15 protein-coding genes and 1 pseudogene are annotated in these 18,341 nt (G+C 64.5%); 14 read left to right on the top strand and 2 right to left on the bottom strand.

Annotation, left to right across the window (positions count from 1 at the left end; genetic code table 11):
- Nucleotides 1-38 precede the first annotated feature (38 nt).
- Nucleotides 39-839, bottom strand: coding sequence for an outer membrane protein assembly factor BamD (locus MRBLMU1_RS17830; RefSeq protein ID WP_363503754.1), 801 nt, complete (start codon nt 837-839; stop codon nt 39-41).
- A gap of 89 nt (nt 840-928) precedes the next feature.
- Here MRBLMU1_RS17830 and MRBLMU1_RS17825 point away from each other — a divergent pair, with 89 nt between their 5' ends.
- Nucleotides 929-1,960 (top strand): RluA family pseudouridine synthase, encoded by a 1,032-nt coding sequence (locus MRBLMU1_RS17825; protein ID WP_363503752.1) that lies wholly within the window; start codon nt 929-931, stop codon nt 1,958-1,960.
- Nucleotides 1,961-1,983: 23 nt separating this feature from the next.
- The gene (gene pgeF / locus MRBLMU1_RS17820) at nt 1,984-2,748 is read left to right on the top strand and encodes a peptidoglycan editing factor PgeF (RefSeq protein WP_414646092.1); all 765 of its coding nucleotides are present in this window, start codon (nt 1,984-1,986) and stop codon (nt 2,746-2,748) included.
- 17 nt (nt 2,749-2,765) lie between these two features.
- Here pgeF and MRBLMU1_RS17815 read toward each other — a convergent pair whose 3' ends face one another.
- Entirely contained in the window at nt 2,766-2,996 is a 231-nt protein-coding gene (locus MRBLMU1_RS17815; RefSeq protein ID WP_363503748.1) for a hypothetical protein, read from the bottom strand.
- A 61-nt stretch (nt 2,997-3,057) separates the two neighbouring features.
- Here MRBLMU1_RS17815 and phaC point away from each other — a divergent pair, with 61 nt between their 5' ends.
- The 12 genes and pseudogenes from phaC to MRBLMU1_RS17755 all read left to right on the top strand — a co-directional run.
- A complete protein-coding gene (gene phaC / locus MRBLMU1_RS17810; RefSeq protein ID WP_363503746.1) occupies nt 3,058-4,794 on the top strand; it encodes a class I poly(R)-hydroxyalkanoic acid synthase in 1,737 nt (578 codons plus the stop codon).
- Nucleotides 4,795-4,995: 201 nt separating this feature from the next.
- Nucleotides 4,996-5,559, top strand: coding sequence for a polyhydroxyalkanoate synthesis repressor PhaR (gene phaR / locus MRBLMU1_RS17805; RefSeq protein WP_315221813.1), 564 nt, complete (start codon nt 4,996-4,998; stop codon nt 5,557-5,559).
- A 217-nt stretch (nt 5,560-5,776) separates the two neighbouring features.
- Nucleotides 5,777-7,159, top strand: a complete 1,383-nt coding sequence (locus MRBLMU1_RS17800; protein WP_363503743.1) for a GH1 family beta-glucosidase — start codon at nt 5,777-5,779, stop codon at nt 7,157-7,159.
- Nucleotides 7,160-7,208: 49 nt separating this feature from the next.
- Nucleotides 7,209-8,486: an ABC transporter substrate-binding protein gene (locus MRBLMU1_RS17795; protein ID WP_363503741.1), complete on the top strand. Its 1,278-nt coding sequence runs from the start codon at nt 7,209-7,211 to the stop codon at nt 8,484-8,486.
- A gap of 3 nt (nt 8,487-8,489) precedes the next feature.
- The gene (locus MRBLMU1_RS17790) at nt 8,490-9,386 is read left to right on the top strand and encodes a carbohydrate ABC transporter permease (RefSeq protein WP_363503739.1); all 897 of its coding nucleotides are present in this window, start codon (nt 8,490-8,492) and stop codon (nt 9,384-9,386) included.
- Between the two features lie 77 nt (nt 9,387-9,463).
- The gene (locus tag MRBLMU1_RS17785) at nt 9,464-10,357 is read left to right on the top strand and encodes a carbohydrate ABC transporter permease (protein ID WP_363503840.1); all 894 of its coding nucleotides are present in this window, start codon (nt 9,464-9,466) and stop codon (nt 10,355-10,357) included.
- Nucleotides 10,358-10,373: 16 nt separating this feature from the next.
- Nucleotides 10,374-11,459 (top strand): ABC transporter ATP-binding protein, encoded by a 1,086-nt coding sequence (locus MRBLMU1_RS17780; protein ID WP_363503737.1) that lies wholly within the window; start codon nt 10,374-10,376, stop codon nt 11,457-11,459.
- Between the two features lie 163 nt (nt 11,460-11,622).
- The gene (locus MRBLMU1_RS17775) at nt 11,623-14,067 is read left to right on the top strand and encodes a TonB-dependent receptor (RefSeq protein WP_363503735.1); all 2,445 of its coding nucleotides are present in this window, start codon (nt 11,623-11,625) and stop codon (nt 14,065-14,067) included.
- A 204-nt stretch (nt 14,068-14,271) separates the two neighbouring features.
- Nucleotides 14,272-15,423 (top strand): DegT/DnrJ/EryC1/StrS family aminotransferase, encoded by a 1,152-nt coding sequence (locus MRBLMU1_RS17770; RefSeq protein ID WP_363503733.1) that lies wholly within the window; start codon nt 14,272-14,274, stop codon nt 15,421-15,423.
- Complete coding sequence (locus tag MRBLMU1_RS17765) at nt 15,420-17,168, top strand: glycosyltransferase family 39 protein (protein WP_363503731.1); 1,749 nt, start codon at nt 15,420-15,422, stop codon at nt 17,166-17,168. Before MRBLMU1_RS17770 ends, MRBLMU1_RS17765 begins: the two co-directional genes overlap by 4 nt.
- On the top strand, nt 17,165-18,211 hold the full coding sequence (locus MRBLMU1_RS17760) for a glycosyltransferase (protein WP_363503729.1): 1,047 nt from the start codon (nt 17,165-17,167) through the stop codon (nt 18,209-18,211). The genes MRBLMU1_RS17765 and MRBLMU1_RS17760 overlap by 4 nt, the downstream gene beginning before the upstream one ends.
- A pseudogene (locus tag MRBLMU1_RS17755) lies at nt 18,208-18,341 on the top strand (formyltransferase); the annotation flags it as partial. The gene MRBLMU1_RS17760 and the pseudogene MRBLMU1_RS17755, both read left to right, overlap by 4 nt.

Raw genomic sequence — 18,341 nt, 5'->3', positions numbered from 1 at the left:
GGACCAACAAAAAACCGGGATCGCATCCCGGTTTTTTGTTAATTCCAGAGCTTCCACCAGTGACGCTCGGCCTTTTTGCCTTCGTCGAGGAACTTGCTGGTCGGGTAGTTCAGCTTGAACACGCGCATCGTATCGTCGCGCAACTCGGTCATGCCCAGCTTGTCGTAGCTGCGGATCATGATGAACAGCGCCTCCTCGATCGCCGGCGAGTCGCGGTAGTCGCTCATGATGCCCATGGCGCGGTTGGCCGCGGCCAGGTAGGCGCCGCGACGGTAGTAGTAGCGCGCCACGTGCACCTCGTACGCCGCCATGGCGTTGAGCAGATAGCGCATGCGGTCCAGCGCGTCCGGGGTGTACTTGCTGTTCGGGAACTTATCCACCAGCTGCTTGAACGCCGCGTAGGCTTCGCGCGTCGCCTTCGGGTCGCGCTCGGTCGTGTCCTGGGCGTAGATGAAGTTCAGGAAGCCGATCTGGTCGTTGAAGTTGATCAGTCCGCGCAGGTAGTACATATAGTCGACGTTGTTGTGGTTCGGGTGCAGCTTGATGAAGCGCTCCACCGCCGCCAGCGCCTGGGCCTGGTCTTGCGCCTTGTAATAGGCGTAGGCGATCTGCATCTGCGCCTGCTGGGCGTAGGTACCGAACGGATAGCTCGATTCCAGGCGCTCGTACAGCTGAATCGCGCGTTCGTAGTGGGCACCTTCGAGTTCTTCAGTCGCCTCCGAGTATAATTTCGTAGCTGTCCAGCCTTTTGTCTCGTCAACCTTATCCGAGAAAATGCCGCAAGCGGACAAACTAAGCAGAACCAACGTTGCTGCGACTACCGATAATTTTTTTTGCATATGTTTTGCAAGAAGCTGTTTAACCAAAGTTTTACAATAGGCTGATTATAGCCGATGGGAATGCCGTGATATTAACTCCAAAGCCGAATTTGGCCGAATCCTCCTCCGATAACGAATCCGACGCCGACCTGCCCGCAGAGCTCGAAGTCCAGGATGGCGACTACGGCGACGACGATGACGGCCTGGCTCCGATCGAACTGGAACTGACCCCGGAAGCGTGCGGCCAGCGCCTGGACAAAGTCATTTCCAAGCTGGTGCCGCAGTTTTCGCGCGGCCGCCTGCAAATGTGGATCGACGACGGCTTCGTCACGGTCGACGGCAAAGTGGCAAAAAGCACCAAGGACACGGTCTACGGCGACGAGAAGATCGTCATTCTGCCCCAACCGGCGCCGGAAGACGAGGCTTTTAAACCGGAAGCGATGGAACTTAACATCGTTTACGAAGACGAGCACCTGATCGTCATCAACAAGCCGGCCGGCCTAGTGGTCCATCCGGGCGCCGGCAACTGGTCCGGCACCTTGCTCAACGGCCTGCTGCACCACTGCCCGCAGCTGTCGGGCGTGCCGCGCGCCGGCATCGTCCACCGGCTCGACAAGGACACCAGCGGCCTGATGGTGGTGGGCAAGAACCTGCCGGCGCAGACCGATCTGGTGCGCCAGCTCGCCGCGCGCACCGTCAAGCGCGAGTATTTCGCTTTGGTGTGGGGCACGCCGCGCGTTAGCGGTACTATTGACGCATCGATGGGGCGCCATCCGAAGGACCGCATCAAGATGGCGGTCTCGAACAATTTCTCCGCCAAGCCGGCCATCACGCACTACGAGTTGCTGGCCAGCGGGGATTTGGAGCGCCGTCCCGTCAGCCTGGTGCAGTGCCGCCTGGAGACGGGACGCACGCACCAGATTCGCGTGCACATGATGTCGATCGGCTTTTCGCTGGTCGGCGATGTGATGTATGGCAAGCAGCACCTGGCCAGTGTCTTCCCGCGTCAGGCCTTGCAGGCCCGTCGCTTGGGCCTGGTGCACCCGGCCACGGGCGAGCAGTGCGAGTGGCTGGTGCCGCTTGCCGAGGATTTCGCCGAGCTGATCGCCAAGGCCGGCATCGAGGAACCGGAACAAGTTTGAACGCTATCCGACAGCAATGGTTGATGCCGAAATGGCCGGGCCTGCCCGCCAATGTCGGCACCCTGTCGACCACCCGGCGTGGCGGCGTCAGCCCGGCGCCGTACGACGATGGCATGGGGCAGGGCGGCCTGAACCTGGGCACCCACGTCGGCGACCAGCCGCATAATGTCGCGCACAACCGCGAGACTTTGCGCGCCATCCTGCCGTCCGATCCGGCCTGGCTGTCGCAGGTGCACGGCACGGCCGTGGTCGACCTGGCGACCCTACTGCCGCAGCGGGTGCCCGAGGCAGACGCCAGCTTCAGCAATGTGCGCGGCAAGGTGTGCGCCATCATGACGGCCGACTGCCTGCCGGTATTGCTGTGCGATACCGAGGGCAAGACCGTGGGCGCCGCCCACGCCGGCTGGCGCGGCCTGGCCTCCGGCGTGCTGGAGAACACGGTCGAGTCGATGCGGGCGGCCGGCGCCGGCGAGTTGATGGCCTGGCTGGGGCCGGCGATCGGCCCCTACCAGTTCGAGGTCGGGCCCGACGTGATGCAGGCCTTCCTTAACGGCGCGCTCGACGATTCCGGCGTGCGCCACGTGACGGCGGCGTTTTCCCCGGTGGAGGGCAAGCCGGGCAAGCATCTGGCCGACATCTACGCGCTGGCGCGCTACCTGCTGCACCGCGCCGGCGTGGCGCACGTGCATGGCGGCGAGTATTGCACCGTCTCCAACTCGGGGCGCTTCTACTCCTACCGGCGCGACGGCGTCACCGGCCGGCAGGCCTCCTTGATCTGGCTCAAATGACGCCACGCCGCGACGGCTTAGTTTTCGCCCTTGGCATCCGGGGCGGTTCCGGCCTCGCGGGCGTCCCTGGCCGCCTGTTCGGCGGCGCGGCGGCGCGCCTTGCGCCTGCCGCTGCCGGCGATGTACATCAGTGTGCCCAGCGGCAGCACGCAATAGAACAAAAACGTTACAATTCCCGCAACGACGGTGGGCTCGGTCAGCGCCATCAGTCCCACCACGTAAATCCAAGCAATCGCAACGATCAGCATAAACAGTTCAGCATAGAGCAGTCCAGGTAAAGATATTCAAACTATTTTTAGGGAATCAAACATGAATGTGCCCGATCCTCAAGCCATTGCCACCGCCTGGATGTCGCAGATGAGCGACCCCGCGCAGTGGCAATCCTGGTTCAGCAAGCTCCCGACCGCGGACGCCAACCCGCTCGCCGCCATCATGCAGGACGCCGGCGCCACCGTGCAGCCGCAGGCGATGGAACAGCTGAAGAACCAGTATCTGGAAGACTTCGGCGTGTTGTGGCAAGACTTTTTGGCCGGCAAAACCCCGGCACTGCAAGACCGCCGTTTCAGTTCGCCGGCCTGGCAGGGCAATCCGATGTCGTCGTTCAATGCGGCATCATACCTGCTCAACGCCAAGTTCCTGACCGCGATGGTCGATACCGTCGAGACCAGCCGCCATCAAAAACAGAAGATCCGCTTCGCCGTGCAGCAGATCGTCGATGCCATGTCGCCGGCCAATTTTCTGGCCACCAATCCGGAGGCGCAAGAGAAACTGATCGAAACCAAGGGCGAGAGCCTGACCAAGGGCTTGGCCAACATGCTGGCCGACATGAACAAGGGTCATATTTCGCTGTCCGACGAGACCGCGTTCGAGGTCGGCCGCAACCTGGCGACGACGCCGGGGACGGTGATCTATGAGAATCCGCTGTTCCAGCTGATCCAGTACACGCCGACCACAGCCACCGTGCACCAGCGGCCGCTGCTGATGGTGCCGCCGTGCATCAACAAGTTCTACATCCTCGACCTGCAGCCGGAGAACTCGCTGGTGCGTTACGCGGTCGAGCAGGGCAACACCGTGTTCATGATTTCCTGGGTCAACGCCGACAAGTCGCTCGAGGCCACCACCTGGGACGATTACATCGAAAAGGGCGTGATCGAGGCGATCCGCGTGACGCGCGAGATCAGCGGCCAGGACAAGCTGAACCTGTTCGGCTTCTGCATCGGCGGCACCCTGGTATCGACGGCGCTGTCGGTGCTGGCCGCGCGCGGCGACAATCCGGCCGCCAGCCTGACGTTGCTGACGTCGCTGCTGGACTTCAGCGACACCGGCGTGCTCGACGTGTTCATCGACGAGACCCAGGTGTCGCTGCGCGAGCAGCAAATCAAGGAGGGCGGCCTGATGCTGGGCCGCGACCTGGCCAGCACCTTCTCCAGTCTGCGGCCGAACGATCTGGTGTGGAATTACGTGCAGTCCAACTATTTGAAGGGCAACGAGCCGCCGCCGTTCGACTTGCTGTACTGGAACTCGGACAGCACCAATCTGCCGGGGCCGATGTTCTGCTACTACTTGCGGAACATGTATCTGGAGAATCGCCTGCGGGAGCCGGGCAAGCTGCAAGTGGCGGGCGCGACGGTCGACCTGTCGGCGATCGACGCCCCGGTGTTCATCTACGGCTCGCGCGAGGACCACATCGTGCCGTGGACGTCGGCGTTCGGGTCGATGAACCTGCTCAATCCGGGCAAGCCCAAGGCCAACCGCTTCGTGCTGGGCGCCTCGGGCCACATCGCCGGCGTGATCAATTCGCCGGCCAAGAACAAACGCAGCTACTGGATCAACGACAAGCCGGCCGGCCGCGCCGCCGCCAAGCCGCGCGATCCGGAGGCGTGGATGGCCGGCGCGACCGAGACGCCGGGCAGCTGGTGGCCGGAATGGGCGGCGTTTCTTTCCGAGCACGGCGGCAAGGATGTCAAGCCCAAGGCCAAGCCGGGCAACGCCAAATACCAGGCCATCGAGGCGGCGCCGGGGCGCTACGTCAAGGTCAAGGGGTGAGGTAAGGGAGGGGGAGGGGCTTGCTTTCCAGCTTATAAAATTAGTTGCGTTGCAATAAAAGCCAAAAGTTCTATCAGTTAGTGCAGGATATGCTTTTTCCCCTCTATAATAGGTATGGTAGCTTAGTGGGAAAGCGGACCGAAGTTCGCTTTTTTTTCGAATTGTTAGAGGACGCGCTGCGGCGCAATAAACGGACTTGTGATGAGTAGTGCGAAAAAAAATGCTGAACGCCTGATCAAGAAATACCCGAATCGCCGTCTGTATGACACGCAGACCAGCTCCTACATCACGCTGACGGACGTCAAGCAGCTGGTGCTGGACAACGAGGAATTCACGGTCGTCGACGCCAAGAGCAACGAGGACTTGAGCCGCAGCATCCTGCTGCAGATCATCCTGGAAGAGGAGGCGAGTGGCGCGCCGATGTTCTCCAGCGACGTGCTGGCGCAGATCATCCGTTTCTACGGCCACGCCATGCAGGGCATGATGGGTTCCTACCTGGAGAAGAACGTCCAGGCGTTCACCGACATTCAGCGCAAATTCACCGGCACCACGGTCGGCGGCCTGGAAGGCAAGCCCTTCAGCCCGGAGATGTGGACCCAGTTCATGAACGTCCAGGGCCCGATGATGCAGGGCATGATGAACAACTACATCGACCAGAGCAAGAGCTTGTTCGTGCAGATGCAGGAGCAGATGCAAAACCAGAGCAAGACTATCTTCGGGACGTTCCCGTTCGTTCCGGGCGTTCCGCCGACGGACAAGAAGTAATTGGCTTACGTATGCCGGAAGGGGCGCCGCTGGCGGCTCTAGGCGGATTACGCCGTTCCGGCTAATCCGCCAAGCGCCGCCAACACCCCGACCACACCCTTCTGTAGCAAAGCTACAAAAATTCCAGATTCCCGTTGACACCCGAATTTCATCGGTAGTACTATCGACCACATCTTGTGGAAGCGCTTCCACTCATAATCAAAACAAGGGAGTCGCCGTGGTTCTGGAAGCATCCGTCACACTGGAAGAGAGTTTTTCCCCACCGGCCGACTCGGTCCTGTGGCGACCCGAATTCCTGCTCGGCGCCGCCACCGCCGCCTACCAGATCGAAGGCGCGATCGCCGAAGACGGCCGCATTCCGTCGATCTGGGACACCTTCTCCGCCACGCCGGGCAAGACCCTGGCTGGCGACACCGGCGACATCGCCTGCGACCATTACCACCGCTGGCAAGCGGACGTCGAACTGCTCGCCAACCTGAACGTGGACGCCTACCGCCTGTCGATCTCCTGGCCGCGCGTGATGACGCGGGACGGCCAGCCCAACCCGAAAGGCATCGCCTTCTACCGCGACCTGCTGACGGCGCTGCGCGCCAAGGGCCTGAAAACCTGGGTCACCCTGTACCACTGGGATCTGCCGCAGCACCTGGAGGACAAGGGCGGCTGGGTCAACCGCGACACCGCCTACCGCTTTGCCGAATACGCCGACATGATCAGCCGCGAGCTGGCCGGCCTGGTGGATGCCTGGGCCACGCTCAACGAACCGTGGTGCTCGGCGATGCACGGCTACGGCACCGGCCACCACGCGCCCGGCAAGACCGACGTGGTGTTCGCCACGCAGGCGATGCACCACCTGCTGCTCGGCCACGGCCTGGCGGTGGCGCGGCTGCGGGCCAACGATCCGGCCGCGCAGGTGGGCATCGTCGCCAACGTCGGGCGCGGCACGACCACCGGCAGCGGCGCCGCCGACCAGCGCGCGGCATGGCTGTTCGAACTTCAGCATAACAACTGGATCCTCGATCCGTTGCTGAAGAAGTCCTATCCGTCGGCGCTGTGGGAGCTGTGGCCTGGCGCCGAGCCGCTGACCCTGGATGGCGACATGGACATCATCGGCGCGCCGCTCGATTTCCTCGGTATTAACTACTACTTCCGCACCAACGTCGTCAGCGATGGCGGGCACGGTTACAAGGAAGTGGACCTGGAAGGCGTGGAGCGCACGCAGATGGGTTGGGAGGTGCATCCGGACGGCCTGCGCCACCTGCTGGTCGGCTTCCACCGCGACTATCCGAACCTGCCGCCGATTTACATCACCGAGAACGGCATGGCCTCGGACGACAAGGTGGTGGACGGCGAGGTCGATGACCGCAGCCGCATCTCGTTCCTGAACCGCCATCTGGCGGCGGTCGACCAGGCGGTGAAGGCGGGCGTCGATATCCGTGGTTACTTTATCTGGTCTTTGATGGACAATTTTGAATGGGCCTTCGGTTATGAGCGCCGATTCGGTATCATCCACGTGGATTACGCCACGCAGCAACGCACGCTGAAGCGCAGCGCGAAGCTGGTGGCGCAATTCCTGGCCCAAAGGGCTGCGCCAACCGCGTAGCTCTCGGCCATCCAATAAAAATGGGCGCACGACGCCCACAGGAGACAGAATGAAGAAGGCGATAAAAATGGCCGGCGCCACCGCGCTTGCCCTGGCCGTGGCCGGCCCGGGCGCGTTCGCGCAGGGCGCCCCCGCATCGGCGGCTGGACCGGCCGGAGCTCCGCTCAAGGCCACCGTGATCCACTGGTGGACCTCCGGCGGCGAATCGCAGGCCGTCAAGCAGTTCGCCGACGCCTACAACAAGGCCGGCGGCCAGTGGATCGACCAGGCGGTCGCCGGCGCCGACCAGTCGCGCGCCACCACCATCAACCGCATCGTCGGCGGCAACGCGCCGACGGCCGCGCAGTTCAACACTTCCAAGCAGTTCCGCGACTTCGTCGAGCAGGGTTTGCTGAACAACGTCGACGACGTCGCCATCGCCGGCAAGTGGGACCAGATAATGCCGGCCTCCATCCTCGCCGCGATCAAGATCGACGGCCACTTTTACGCCGCGCCGGTGGACATCCACATGCCGGCGTGGTTCTTCTACTCCAAGGCCGCCTATAAAAAGGCCGGCATCGCGGCCGAGTCGCAAACCTACGACGAGTTCCTCGCGCAGCTGGCCAAGCTGAAGGCGGCCGGACTGGTGCCGCTGGCCTTCGGCGGCCAGGTGTGGCAGGAGAAGATCACCTTCGACGCCATCTTCGCGATGGTCGGCGGCGCCGACCTGTATCTGAAGGTCTACCGCGACCGCGACCAGAAGGCGGTGATGTCTCCCGCCTTCAAGCAGGTGCTGGTCGACTTCAAGAAGCTCAAAGCTTTCGTCGATGCCGGCTCGCCGGGCCGCAACTGGAACGACGCCACCGCCATGGTCGTCAGCGGCAAGGCCGGCGTCCAGATCATGGGCGACTGGGCCAAAGGCGAGTTCTCGTCGGCCAAACAGGTCGCCGGCAAGGACTTCGGCTGTTTCCCGGGCTTCGGCCCCAAGGCGCCGTACATCGTCGCCGGCGACGCCTTCGTCTTCCCCAAGACCAGCAACGCCGCCGCCGTCAAGGCGCAAAAGCTGCTTGCCACCGTGGTGACTTCCCCGGCCGCGCAGGTGGCCTTCAATTCGCGCAAGGGCGCGATTCCGATCCGTGGCGACGTCGATGAATCGTCGCTCGACATCTGCGCGCGCCAGGGCCTGGCGATCATCCGCGACAAGAGCCGCCAGCTGCCGAATTCGGAAATGCTTGCCACGCCCGACACCACCGGCGCGCTGCAGGACGTGCTGACCAACTACTGGAACAAGAACCAGTCGGCCGACGACGCGCAAAAAGCGTTCGCCCGCGCGCTGAAGGATGAATAGGCCATGACCAAAACCGTCATGAAGAAACGTCCGAGCGTTTCGCTCGCCGCCTACATCGCGCTGATTCCGATGGCGTTGACGGTGCTGCTGGCCTACCTGGGCACGATGCTGTGGACGGCGCGCGTGTCGGTGAGCAGCTCGCGCACCTTCCCCAACAGCGATTTCGTCGGCGCCTCGCAGTACATCCGCCTGTTCAACAACGAGCGCTGGCTGCTGTCGCTGCAGAACGTCGCCGTCTACGGCGCGCTGTTCATCGCCGCCTGCCTGATCATCGGCTTCCTGCTGGCGGTGTTCATCGACCAGAAGGTGACGGCCGAGGGCGCGCTGCGCACCATCTTCCTGTACCCCTACGCGATGTCGTTCGTGGCCACGGGCCTGATCTGGCAGTGGATACTCAATCCCGAACTGGGCATCCAGGAGGTGCTGCGCAAGCTCGGCTTCACGGAGGCGAAGTTCGACTGGATCGTCGACCAGGACATGGCGATCTACACCATCGTCATCGCCACCGTGTGGCAGGCCTCGGGGCTGGTGATGGCGCTGATGCTGTCCGGCCTGCGCGGCATCGACGAGGAATTGTGGAAGGCCGCCCGCATCGACGGCATCCCGCGCTGGCGCGTGTATGTGAGCATCGTGCTGCCGATGCTCGGGCCGTCGGTGTCGACCGCGTTCGTGCTGCTGTTCGTGATGGTGGTGAAGGTGTTCGACTCGGTCGTCGCGATGACGCAGGGCGGTCCCGGCACGGCCAGCGAGGTGCCCGCAAAGTTCATCATGGATTACCTGTTCGGCCGCGCCAATATCGGCCTGGCTTCCGCCGCGTCGATCGTGCTGTTGGCCACCGTGCTGGCCATAGTCGCGCCGCTGTATTACGTGCGCAGCCGCCGCGCCGACAAGGGGATGTGATGGGATATGTCGTGAAACAGGAGAAGGCCGTCATCGCCGTGGCCGAGGCCTCCCGCGCCGCCGCCAATGACAGCGGCATCTCCACCGCAAAGGCCCCGGCCGGGCGCAGGCGCAGGGCGCTGGCATGGACCCCGGCGCGCGCCGGCGTCTACGCGTTCTTGATCGTGGCGGCGCTGTTCTTCCTGCTGCCTTTGTATGTGATGCTGGTGACGTCGGTCAAGCCGATGGAGGAGATCCGGCTTGACACCCTGTTCGCGTTGCCGGTCAACTTCACGCTGGAGCCCTGGGTTCAGGCGTGGCAGTCCGCCTGCACCGGCCTGGAATGCGAGGGCATACGCGGCGGCTTCTGGAACTCGGTGGCCATCGTCGTGCCGAGCACCATCCTGTCGATCGCGATCGGCGCCGTCAACGGCTACGCGCTGTCGTTTTGGCGGCCGCGCGGCGCCGGTGTGCTGTTCGCGATCCTGATGATGGGCGCCTTCATCCCGGTGCAGGTGATGGTGTATCCGCTGGTGCGGGTGCTGGCGGCGGTCGATTTGTTCAGCTCCTTGCCCGGCATCGTTTTGATCCACACGATTTTCGGCATGCCGGTGATGACGCTGCTGTTCCGGAACTACTACGCGGCGCTGCCGATGGAGCTGTTCAAGGCGGCCCGCATCGACGGCGGCGGCTTCTGGCGCATCTTCCTGCAACTGATGCTGCCGATGTCGACGCCGGTGATCGTGGTGGCCGTCATCATGCAGGTCACCGGCATCTGGAACGACTTCCTGCTTGGCTTGGTGTTCGCCGGCTCGGAGCACCTGCCGATGACCGTCCAGCTGAATAACATCATCAACACCACCACCGGCGAGCGGCTGTACAACGTCAACATGGCGGCGACCATCCTGACCTCGGTCGTGCCGTTGGCGCTGTACTTCATTTCGGGCCGCTGGTTTGTGCGCGGTATCGCTTCGGGCGCTGTCAAAGGCTAAAGGTTAAAGGATCATCATGTCTAATGTAGCGATACGCAATCTGCAAATCCAACTGGGCGGCACCAAGGTCATCGAATCGCTCAACCTCGACGTCAAGGCCGGCGAGTTCGTGGTGCTGCTCGGACCCTCGGGTTGCGGCAAGTCGACGCTGTTGCACAGCATCGCCGGCCTGATCGACACCACCTCCGGCCAGATCGAGATCGGCGGCAAGGACATGACGTGGGCCGATCCCAAGGATCGCGGCATCGCGCTGGTGTTCCAGTCCTACGCGCTGTATCCGACCATGAACGTCGAGAACAATATGTCGTTCGGCCTGCGCATCAGCGGCACGCCCAAGGCGGAGATCGCGCGGCGCGTCTCGCGCGCCTCCGACATGCTGCAACTGGGGCCTCTGCTCAAGCGCAAGCCGGCCAACCTGTCCGGCGGCCAGCGGCAGCGCGTGGCCATCGGCCGCGCCATCGTGCGCGAGGCCGACGTGATGCTGTTCGACGAGCCCTTGTCCAATCTGGACGCCAAGCTGCGCACCGAGCTGCGGCGCGAACTCAAGCAGCTGCACAAGCAGCTGGGCGCGACGATGATCTACGTGACCCACGACCAGGTGGAGGCGATGACGCTCGCGCAGCGCATGGCGGTGATGAAGGGCGGGGTGGTGCAGCAGTTCGACACGCCCGCCAACATCTACAACGAGCCGGCCAACCTGTTCGTCGCCACCTTCCTCGGTTCGCCCGGCATGAACCTGTTCAGGGGCCGGCTGGAACAGCATGGCGGCCGCACCTTGTTCCGCAACGAGCATCTGGCCGTCGACGTGACGGACTATCCATTCGGCCTGCCGCCGGTCGGCACGCGCGACTGCGTGCTGGGCGTGCGGCCGGAGGACATCGATGTCGGCAACAGCGACGGCGCCGACGTGGTTGCCGGCGCCACGGTTTCGCTGGTGGAGGCCATGGGCGCTCACCGTGTGCTGTGGCTGGACTTCCACGGCACGCAGATCGCCGGCATCGTGCAGGACCAGCAGACGATCGACAGCGACAAAAATATTAACTTCTCGATCCGTACCAAACGACTTTCCCTGTTTGACGGAGCCAGCGAACAGCGGCTCTAAGACGGCAATCGCCGCGTAGCGCAGCGTAGTCATTCGGGCCCGGCCGCCACGGCATGGCCCGCCGCATCGCTGCGTCCTGCGGTGGTACCGGTTCCACTCGTGCGTATTCGCCGCCAGAGCGATGCACGACCACTCAACCGATGGAAGAAGTGAGGAAGACAACATGAAGAAAACGATCCTGGCGCTGAGCATCGCGCAAATAGCGCAACTGGCGTTGACGGGCGGCGCGGCGATGGCGCAGCAGACCGCGTCCACCGCTCCCAGCTCGCAAGCCGCGCCAAGCAACGGCGGCGACATCGAGAAAATCATCGTCACGGCGACCCGCCGCGACACCCTGGTGCAGGACACGCCGCTGGCCATCACCGCCTACACCCAGGACACGCTGGCCAACAACCAGGTCAAGGACCTGGCGTCGATGACGGCGATGGTGCCCAGCCTTGTCGTCGAGCCGCACAGCGACTCGGGTGGCGTGCACGTGTACATGCGCGGCGTCGGCTCGGCCAACCACACCGAGCTGGGCGACCCGGCGGTGGCGTTCTACGTCGACGGCATCTACGTGGCGCGTCCGCAGGGCGCGACGGCGCTGATGTATGACCTGAGCCACGTCGAGGTGGCGCGCGGTCCGCAAGGCACGCTCAATGGCCGCAATTCGACCGCCGGCGCGGTCAACCTCATCTCCGGCGCGCCCAATCCAAGCAAGATGTTCGGCTCGGCCAGCATCACGGTGGGCGACTATCACCGCATCCAGACCCAGGGTATGATCAACATTCCGCTGGGCGACGATATCGCGCTGCGCATCGCCGCCATCCAGGACCGGCGCGACGGCTATGTCGATTTCCGCAAAGGCTCCAACGTGGCGCCGGGCACGCGCAAGTACGGCGCGGGAGACCAGAAGGGCGCGCGCGCCTCGCTGCTGTGGCGCTTCACGCCGGATCTGAAGGCGACCTTCATCGCCGACTATTACAGCGACACCGGCGCAGGCAACATCTATCTGGCTGCCGAACCGGCGCCCGGGCAGGACCTGCGCTCGGCGCTGATCGACACGCCCGGCGCGCTCGACCAGTCCATCATCACCGGCAAGGCCAAGGTGCAATGGCGGCCGGTCGACGGCATCGAGACGCAGTACCTGGGTTCCTGGAGCCGTTTGAAGCGGACCAACGCCAGCGACGCCGATGCCGGTTTTTACCCCGGCTTCAAGGCCGAGAACCGCACCGAGTGGGGACAATTCGACAGCCTCTCGAACGAGCTGCAGGTGCGCTCCGATTCCGAATCGGCGCTGCAGTGGGTGGGCGGCCTGTTCTTCTTCAAGGAGAAGAACAAGATCCGTTTCGACATCGACCGCAGCCAGATTTCGCAGGCGATGCTGGAGCAGGACATCGCCAACGGCAACGTGATCTTCGTGCAGCCGACCGTGGGCCAATATGCGTCGGCCATGTCCTTCATCCAGGGCGACCGCCAGCTGCATTCGAAGGCCGCGTTCGCACAGGCCAGCTACGACATCGATCCGGTGTGGAAGCTCACCGCCGGCGTGCGCTACACCAAGGACCACAAGTACGATATCGGCGGCCAGAACTGGGCCTGCCCGAACTGGCCGGACAATCCGCCGCGCGGCACCGTCAACCTGACGCCGGGCCAGATCGCGCAGCTGGTCACACCGGGCACCGGCACCATCAACACCCACAACATCGGGCCGGGCGGGGTGGTCAACCAGTCCACCTGTGGTAACACCTATGGCGACAACACGGCCGACTTGGCGTACGGCCAGGCGACGTGGCTGGGCCGCGTGGAATACAAGGTCACCAAGGACATCCTGACCTTCGCTTCGGTGACGACCGGCTTCCACTCGCCGGCCATCGGCGACGGCGGCGCCACCACCAAGCCGGAAAAGCTGACCAGCTACGAGATCGGCTTCAAGTCCGACCTGTTCGACCGCAAGCTCACGCTCAATCTCGACGCGTTCTGGATGACCTACAAGGACAAGCTGGAATCGCAGGTGGTCAACAACACGCTGCAGAACTTCAACGCGGCCGGGGCCTCTGTCAAAGGCATCGAGGCGGAATGGAACTTCCGTCCGACCAGCGTCGATCGCTTCAGCGGTAACGCCACCTGGCTCAAGGCGCGCTACGACGATTTCATGTCGTGCGACGTCGACGCCGCGCGCGCCAACGGCCAGTCCTGCGGCACCACCGCGCCGACGGTCAACGTCGGCGGCAGCGTGTTGAAACACGCGCCGACCTTTGCCACCACGCTGATGTACGAGCGCGATTTCGACATCGGCAAGGGACGCCTGACGCCACGCGTGTCGGCCCACTACGAGACCGAGTCGTTCGTCGGTTCCGGCGCCTTCAACAACGATGTGCCGGGCCATCCCGGTGTCAAGCAGCAGCAGGCTTACACCACGCTGGACTTGAGCCTGCGCTTCGAACCGCGCAACAAGGCTTACACGGCCGAGCTGTTCGTCAACAACGCTACCGACAAGGAAGTCAAGTACGACGCGGTGGAAGTCTGCACGCAGGTTGGCGCGCCATGCCAGCCCACCCAGCAGATCTGGGCGGCGTACTACAACAACCCGCGCACGATAGGCGCGCGCGTGTCGATGAAATTCTAGAAAGGAAATCTAGAGAGGCGTGAGCCAAATTCAGGGGAGTCTCCGCGGTCTTGGGCCGGCAGCGATGCCGGCCTTTTTTTATGGAAGGCTTTTAACGTTTACTTAACGAGCCCTCACGTAGACTCCGGGTTTTCCACTCCGAAGACCCAGCGTGGCCTCAAAAAACCCTTTCTCCCTTGACGTTTTGCCATACGGTGCCTGTATATGAGCGCCAATCACACCTTCTTGCCGTTCTCGCAACCAATGATCGACGAGGCGACCATCACAGCCGTCGGCGACGTGTTGCGCTCCGGGTGGATCACCAGCGGCCCACGGGTGCGCGAGTTCGAGGAGCGCCTGTCCACGTGGTTCGGCGGGCGCCGCGTGCTGACTTTCAACTCCGGCACTTGCACCATGGAGATCGCCCTGCGCGTGGCCGGTGTCGGTCCCGGCGACGAGGTGATCACCACACCGATTTCCTGGCCGGCGACAGCCAACGTCATCCTTGCCGTGGGCGCGACGCCGGTATTCGCCGACATCGATCCGGCCACCCGCAACATCGATCTGGACCGGCTGGAGGCGGCCATCACGCCGCGCACGCGCGCGCTGATCCCGGTCCATCTATCCGGCCTGCCGGTCGACATGGACCGCCTGTACGCCATCGCCGCGCGCCACCGGCTGCGCGTCGTGGAGGACGCGGCGCAGGCGTTCGGCGCGACCTGGCGCGGCAGGCGCATCGGCTCGTTCGGCGACCTGGTGTCTTTCAGTTTTCAAGCCAATAAAAACCTGACGACGGGCGAGGGCGGTTGCCTGGTGCTCGACGACGCCGGTGAAGCGGCGCTCGCCGCGAAATACCGCCTGCAGGGCGTGACGCGCAGCGGCGTCGACGGCATCGATGTCGATGTCCTCGGCGGCAAGTACAACATGAGCGACATCATGGCGGCCATCGGCCTGGGCCAGTTCGCGAACATCGACGCGGTCACGGCGCACCGGCGCGCGCTGGCGCGCCATTACTTCGACCGCTTCGGCGACGGCTTCGAGGCCGCCACCGGCGCGCGTCTGCCGCTCGCCGATTTCGAGCACAGCAACTGGCATCTGTTCCAGATCATCCTGCCCGACCGGGGGCCGGGCACGCGCGCCGGGTTCATGGAGGCGATGGCGCGGCGCGGGATCGGGACGGGCTTCCACTACGCGCCGATTCATTTATTCAGCCTGTATCGCGCGCGCGGCTTCACCGAGGGCATGTTCCCGGTCGCCGAGCGCATCGGCCGCCTGACCGTGACCTTGCCGATGTTTTTCGCGATGACGACCTGCGATGTCGAACGCGTGGTCGCCGCCGTCGAAGCCGTCCTGGCCGCACCGGAGTTTTCGCTATGATGCCGGAACGCCTGGCGGGCGGCGACGCCCGGTTGGACGAGGCGCTGGCCCGCCAACAGTCGCCGCGCCCCGCGCGCGCCGTCGTGCCTTGGCACGAATCGAGGCTGCTGCTTTGGTTGCTGCTGGCCGGCTTCATTCTGGCCACTTTGTACGCGCTCGGCGTGCGCACGCTGGTGCCGCCCGACGAGGGCCGCTACGCCGAAATCGGCCGCGAGATGTTCGCCAGCGGCGACTGGATCACCACGCGTTTGAATGGCATCAAATACTTCGAGAAACCGCCGCTGCAAGCGTGGATGAACGCGCTGACCTTCACCCTGTTCGGCCTGGGCGAATGGCAGGCGCGCCTGTGGACCGGCCTGTGCGGCATCGTCGGCGTGGTGATGACCGCCTGGGCCGGGCGCGTGGTGTTTTCGCGCCGGGTCGGCCTGTACGCGGGCCTGGTGTTGGCATCGAGCCTGTTCTGGCTGGCGGCCGGTCAAATCAACTCGCTCGACATGAGCCTGGCGGGCATGATGAGCTTGAGCCTGGGCAGCGTGCTGATCGCCCAGCGCGACACCGCCGGCGCCGCCGAACGGCGCGCCTGGATGCTGGCCGCCTGGGCCGCCATGGCGCTGGCCGTGCTGGCCAAGGGCCTGGTCGGCATCGTCCTGCCCGGCGCCGTGCTGGTGCTCTACAGCGTGGCCGCGCGCGACGCGGATATATGGCGCCGTCTGCACCTCGGCAAGGGACTGCTGGTGTTTTTCGCGATCGCCGCGCCGTGGTTCATCCTGGTCGGGTTGCGCAACCCGGAGCAACCCCATTTTTTCTTCATCCACGAGCATTTCGAGCGCTTCCTGACCACCGGCCACCGGCGCGAGGGTGCGTGGTGGTACTTCATTCCGCTGCTGCTGCCGGGCGTGCTGCCCTGGCTGGGGTTGTTGCCCCACGGTCTGGCCGCCGGTCTGAAGCGGCAGCCGGGCCGCTTCCAGCCGCGTTTGCTGCTGCTGATCTGGGCCGTGTTCATCTTCGTCTTTTTCAGCAGCTCGAGCTCCAAGCTGCCAGGCTACATCGTGCCGGTGTTCCCGGCGCTGGCCCTGCTCATGGCGGTCCATCTGGAGGCGGCGGGACGTCGTTCCCAGCTGTGGGCTGCCGGCCTGCCAGCCCTGTTGGGCGCGCTGTTGCTGGGCGTCGTGGCGGTGACCGTGGCGAAGGGACATGGCGGCGCGCAACTGCGCGAATACCAGCCATGGCTGCTGTGCGCCGGCGCCATCCTGCTGGCCGGAGGCATCGCCGCCTGGCGTGCAGCGCTCCGTTCGCGGCGCGACCTGGCGGTGCTGGCCATGGCCGTGGCCGGCTTCGTCGCCACCCACCTGGTGGTCGCCGGCTTCGAGGTCTACGGCAAGGACCGCGCCGGCACCGCGTTGCTGCCGGCGGTGCGCGCCGAGGTCACGCCGCGGACCAAGCTGTATTCGGTCGGCGGCTACGAGCAATCGCTGACGTTTTATCTTGAACGGCCGGTGACCCTGGTCGACTACGCCGACGAGTTTACGTTCGGACTGGCGCAGGAACCGGGGCTGGCGTTGCGCCATGTCGATGATTTCGTCGCCCGCTGGCGTCGCGATGCCGCCGCCGGCGTGCCGGCCATGGCCATCATCGGTCCGGCGCCGTATGCCGGGCTGCTGGCGCGCGGCGTGCCGATGCGCGTGGTGGCGCGGGACGGCCGCCGGCTAGTGATATCCAATCAGTTGTCGAAGGGAAGGCCATGAGTGTTTCCAGTGTATTACCGTTGCCTACTGGCGCGGCGGGGCGTCCCGAGCTGTCGATCGTGATACCTGTCTATAACGAGCAGGAGGCGCTGCCGCGCCTGTTCGCGCGCCTGTATCCGGCGCTCGACGCGCTGGGCAGCAGCTATGAGATCGTTTTTGTCAACGATGGCAGCCGCGACGCGTCGGTGGCGTTGCTGGCCGACCAGTTCCGCCGCCGTCCGGACGTGACGCGGGTGGTGCTGTTCAACGGCAATTACGGCCAGCACATGGCCATCCTGGCCGGCTTCCAGTCCTCGCGCGGGCAGATCATGGTCACGCTCGACGCCGACCTGCAGAACCCGCCCGAGGAAATCGGCAAGCTGGTCGCCAAGATCCGCGAAGGCCACGACTACGTCGGGTCGATCCGGCGCGTGCGCCGCGACACGGTCTGGCGCACCCTGGCGTCGAAGGCGATGAACCGGCTGCGCGAGCGCATCACGCGCGTGCGCATCACCGACCAGGGCAATATGCTGCGCGCCTACGGCCGCAATCTCACCGACCTGATCAACCAGTGCGCGGAGGTGAACACCTTCGTGCCGGCGCTGGCCTACACCTTTTCGCGCAACCCCACCGAGGTGGTGGTCGAGCACGAGGAGCGCGCCGCCGGCGAGTCCAAGTATTCGCTCTACAGCCTGATACGGCTTAACTTCGACCTGGTGACCGGTTTTTCGCTGATTCCGCTGCAAATGTTCTCAATGCTGGGCATGGCGCTGTCCGGCGCCTCCGGCCTGCTGGTGCTCGGCCTCGTGGCGCGCCGCCTGCTGCTGGGCTCCGAGGCCGAAGGCGTATTCACCTTGTTCGCGTTGGTGTTCTTCCTGATGGGCGTGATCCTGTTCGGCATCGGCCTGCTGGGCGAATACATCGGCCGCATCTACCAGCAGGTGCGCGCGCGGCCGCGCTACGTGGTGCAAACGATCCTGCAGGACCTGGCGCCAGCGCCGGCGTTCGAGCAGGAGCCGCCGGCGGACGCCGCGCCGCTGGAAAAACGCGGGGTGGGGCGGTGACGGCGCGCGCCGTGGTCTTCGCCTACCACGACGTCGGCGTGCGCTGCCTGCGGGTGCTGCTGGCCGGCGGCGTGGACGTGGCGCTGGTCGTCACCCACGACGACGATCCGGCCGAGAACATCTGGTATGG

The organism is Burkholderia sp. LMU1-1-1.1 (assembly GCF_040675865.1).
In the GTDB taxonomy this organism is placed as follows: Bacteria; Pseudomonadota; Gammaproteobacteria; order Burkholderiales; family Burkholderiaceae_D; genus Rugamonas.
This window is presented reverse-complemented; position numbering and strand designations above follow the sequence as displayed.

Excerpts from the sequence above, each read along its gene's own strand:
- MRBLMU1_RS17830 (WP_363503754.1), bottom strand. The coding sequence starts at position 839 with ATGCAAAAAAAATTATCGGTAGTCGCAGCAACGTTGGTTCTGCTTAGT.
- pgeF (WP_414646092.1), top strand. The coding sequence starts at position 1,984 with ATGCCGAAATGGCCGGGCCTGCCCGCCAATGTCGGCACCCTGTCGACC.
- MRBLMU1_RS17815 (WP_363503748.1), bottom strand. The coding sequence starts at position 2,996 with ATGCTGATCGTTGCGATTGCTTGGATTTACGTGGTGGGACTGATGGCG.
- phaC (WP_363503746.1), top strand. The coding sequence starts at position 3,058 with ATGAATGTGCCCGATCCTCAAGCCATTGCCACCGCCTGGATGTCGCAG.
- phaR (WP_315221813.1), top strand. The coding sequence starts at position 4,996 with ATGAGTAGTGCGAAAAAAAATGCTGAACGCCTGATCAAGAAATACCCG.
- MRBLMU1_RS17795 (WP_363503741.1), top strand. The coding sequence starts at position 7,209 with ATGAAGAAGGCGATAAAAATGGCCGGCGCCACCGCGCTTGCCCTGGCC.
- MRBLMU1_RS17790 (WP_363503739.1), top strand. The coding sequence starts at position 8,490 with ATGACCAAAACCGTCATGAAGAAACGTCCGAGCGTTTCGCTCGCCGCC.
- MRBLMU1_RS17780 (WP_363503737.1), top strand. The coding sequence starts at position 10,374 with ATGTCTAATGTAGCGATACGCAATCTGCAAATCCAACTGGGCGGCACC.
- MRBLMU1_RS17775 (WP_363503735.1), top strand. The coding sequence starts at position 11,623 with ATGAAGAAAACGATCCTGGCGCTGAGCATCGCGCAAATAGCGCAACTG.
- MRBLMU1_RS17770 (WP_363503733.1), top strand. The coding sequence starts at position 14,272 with ATGAGCGCCAATCACACCTTCTTGCCGTTCTCGCAACCAATGATCGAC.
- MRBLMU1_RS17765 (WP_363503731.1), top strand. The coding sequence starts at position 15,420 with ATGATGCCGGAACGCCTGGCGGGCGGCGACGCCCGGTTGGACGAGGCG.
- MRBLMU1_RS17760 (WP_363503729.1), top strand. The coding sequence starts at position 17,165 with ATGAGTGTTTCCAGTGTATTACCGTTGCCTACTGGCGCGGCGGGGCGT.